The sequence below is a fragment of the Candidatus Poribacteria bacterium genome, assembly GCA_021295755.1.
GTDB lineage: Bacteria > Poribacteria > WGA-4E > WGA-4E > PCPOR2b > PCPOR2b.
In genome coordinates, this window is the sequence record JAGWBT010000213.1 from 1 (window position 1) to 3,237 (window position 3,237).

Annotated in this window: 3 protein-coding genes; all 3 read right to left on the reverse strand. The window is 47.4% G+C overall.

Annotation, left to right across the window (positions count from 1 at the left end; all coding sequences use genetic code 11):
* Positions 1-673 precede the first annotated feature (673 nt).
* Entirely contained in the window at positions 674-955 is a 282-nt protein-coding gene (locus J4G02_21990) for a PD40 domain-containing protein (GenBank protein ID MCE2397185.1), read from the reverse strand.
* The gene (locus tag J4G02_21995; protein MCE2397186.1) at positions 924-2,342 is read right to left on the reverse strand and encodes a carboxypeptidase regulatory-like domain-containing protein; all 1,419 of its coding nucleotides are present in this window, start codon (positions 2,340-2,342) and stop codon (positions 924-926) included. The genes J4G02_21990 and J4G02_21995 overlap by 32 nt, the downstream gene beginning before the upstream one ends.
* A gap of 186 nt (positions 2,343-2,528) precedes the next feature.
* The coding region (locus tag J4G02_22000) for a DUF4159 domain-containing protein (GenBank protein ID MCE2397187.1) at positions 2,529-3,237 on the reverse strand (709 nt) is incomplete at its 5' end.

Here is a 3,237-nt window from a genome sequence, read left to right on the forward strand (position 1 = left end):
GCTTCGTCCATTTTCTATATTCATACTGCTTTAGGCGGTTCAGAATGAAAGGCTTTTGCAACTGGTTATTTCTACCTAGCCCTAATGATTGGGCAGGATGACAGTCCATTGGTTGGTCAACCGCTATTCATACACTGTTATTTGAGAGACATTATAGCATGTCTTGGTTAGAAATACAATCTTTTAATGGGAAACATGGTTAAGGACAGTAAAGCCCCTCGAATACCCGGAACATTACACTATATGCAAGCTGCTGCTTATAGGAAACGCTGCAAACCAAGAAAGGGAGAGCTAAATCGAATCAATCACGATTCCCGGTGGATTGGCAAATCCACTGCTGCGAGCATAGCTTAGATTAGAACAATCCACCATATAAACCTCGTTGCATTCATTTGCAACTAGTTTTTTGAAGGGTATGGACATATTATGTCCATACTCCCAAAATTAACCGGAATGGTTGACATTTTGCTATCGCTAATTCGGTAAACACTGTTACCATCGGGCAATCCGCTAAAATCCCAAGCGGTTATCCACAATTGCTTCAAGGTACACAGATTGGTTCAATCCGTCAAATGTTAACAGAACCAGCGTGTGGATTGGATTGCCATAGGACGTAAAAAGCGCCGCTGTTTAGCGACGCTTAGGTTTGAAATCTGATATTATTTTTTTCAGATTAGTATACTGTGTCGTACTCGCGCCAAGCGTGTTGACTCAGGATATCATCTTGACTCAACTCATCGAAAATAAGGGCAACGTTGCTGCCATCGGCATCCATCATCCAGATACCCAAACTACCGTTGCGGTCACTGCTAAAGACAATCTTCGTCCCGTCAGGAGACCAACACGGATAGCCGTTGTAACCTTCTTGGTTAATCAATCGGGTCTGAACCCGCGAGAACAGATCCAGGACATACACCGCAGCATCAAGCGGGGAACTTTCCTTGGTAAATACCAATTTCGAGCCATCGGGACTCCAGTCCAGATGGCTCGAAATTGTTGTTTGAACCAGTCGTTAAACGTTGAACACCTTCTTGGATTCCTAGTGGGTCGACACTCGGGGCTTGAGGTGGATTACCCTCACCCTCCTTTTTGTCCTCCTCATCTGGTGTTTGATGCGGGTCTGGCTCCGGTTCTGGCTGTTGCGGTATCGCCGGTTCTGGCTCCGGTACTATCTCGGGCTCGGGTTCTGCTTTCGTTGGGGGAGCCTCTTGGGCAGCAAGAAATGCCTCGATGTCTACCACAAACAGATTCCGGGTTCCCTCACCCTTCGGTTGGTAAGAATAGGCAATCTGAGTGCCATCGGGCGACCATGTCGGCACAGAATCTGCGTGGCAGTCGGAAAGGCGTACACGATTTCCGCCGTTCACATTCATGGTGTATAGTGCCGGCTGGCCCAATACTCGCGAATGAATAAAAGCAATGCGACGCCCATCAGGAGACCAAGCCGGATTCCGATCGTTAAAATGGCCTCCTCTGATAGGTCTGGCGTTGCTCCCACGGTTATCCATAATGTAAATTTGTGGTAGCCCCCTGTTTTCTGAACGACTGAAGGCAATTTCCCTACCATTAGGGGACCAGGAGGGCTGTACGTCGGAGAGGTGCGTCAGTGGCTTTTCTCCTGTACGGTCGGCGTTGATAACTGAAATACCAAAAAAATCGTTGCCGGCAACATTGCCACGCGCGAAAACAATCTGTCCTGCCGCTTTGCGTCGAATAGTAATCTTTCGCGAGATGTCACTATCGCCGACGGTTATACCCGGTATGTGTGTTGTATGATAGCCCGGCTTTTCCGCTGTCAAGTTGTATACTCCCTTAGAGACCGGGGAAATATCATATTGTCCGCCACCACTCGTCACTGCCGCGCGTTCACCCAAAGAGATAAGGACATTCGCAACGCCCTTTCCATCATCAGAAATCACTGTCCCCTTAAACCTAACACCGGGTTCAAGGCGGAAATTAACGATTCCAGGTTCTTTACGGGTAACTTCCACCCGTCCCTGTTGACCTAGATAACCACGGGCAGTGATTTTCAAGATGTATTCACCGGTTTTCAACTCTCCAAATATGAAGTCCCCACTAGAGTTAGTGGCTGTTGAAGCGACATCTTCCTGTTCAATATCACCGCCTGGGAGTTTCTTCTCCGTGACCAGTGTGACTTGGGCACCTACTATCCCCTGCTCTGTTACCAAATCTATGATGGTTCCTTTGACGATACCTTCAGGTGTTGCCACAACTTGGGGACCTATATCATCAACTACCTCGTCATCACCGCAACCGATAACAGACGCAAACAGCGTCAAAGCAAAAAAACTGAGATAAGTGTAACGAGTTAAGTGCGCCATAAGAATTCGTGGGTACGTTTATCCGGCATAAGCCGATAAACGTTCCACTTCCTCCTTTCAAAATTTGCCTGTTGGCAAAATGCATGGGTTAAACCACCGTGAGACGGTAAGGGAGACAATTCAAAAAGTAGGAAAATCGGTTATGCGACTCCTTCAATCTGTTCCCACCCTTGGCCGATCAGAAATTTACAATTTCTGTGTGACAATGGGGGCTTTCTTGCGAGGACCTTTGTCACCAGAATCTTTCAAAACTGTTTCGGGAACGTAGTTGCTGTAATCCGAAATATTCCCATGTGTGATGGCGTAGACGACGATGTTAATCATATGTCGCACCGCGTGGGGCGCAAACTCCTCTAGGATCTTGTTCCGGTTTTGAAACTTGCCGTAGAACGGTTTCTGAACTTTGCCATCAATCACATGCATCATCTGTTCAGTATCGACTAAAACGGCAAGCCGTCCATCAATCGTGATACCTTGCAGTTCGGAGTAAGGACCGAAATGCAGGGGAATACCATGGCCGGTAGATCCAACCATGCGCAACGGAAAACGCAGGGGGCCATTTAGCGAGTAATAGGCGTTATAAATCGGGTGATCATTGGGAATCAAGCCAAGTGGGTGCTCCGGAAGCAGTTCCCGTAACACCTTTCTTGTACCTTTCATGGCATTATCCGTGTTCCCATGTGTTAATATATAGATGAATCCCCCACGATTGATTACATACTCTCGCAATTTCTGGACTTCAGTGTCTGTGTACGTACTCAATCCACTCGGACGCCTCGTGTTCCAGATTGGATTGCTATGCGAGTTGTACACCCGCCTCAGATATTCTAGACTCATCTTTGAGCCCCCTGACACCGGTTCCATAAAAATTATCGGCGCTTGAAAGAAAGAAACA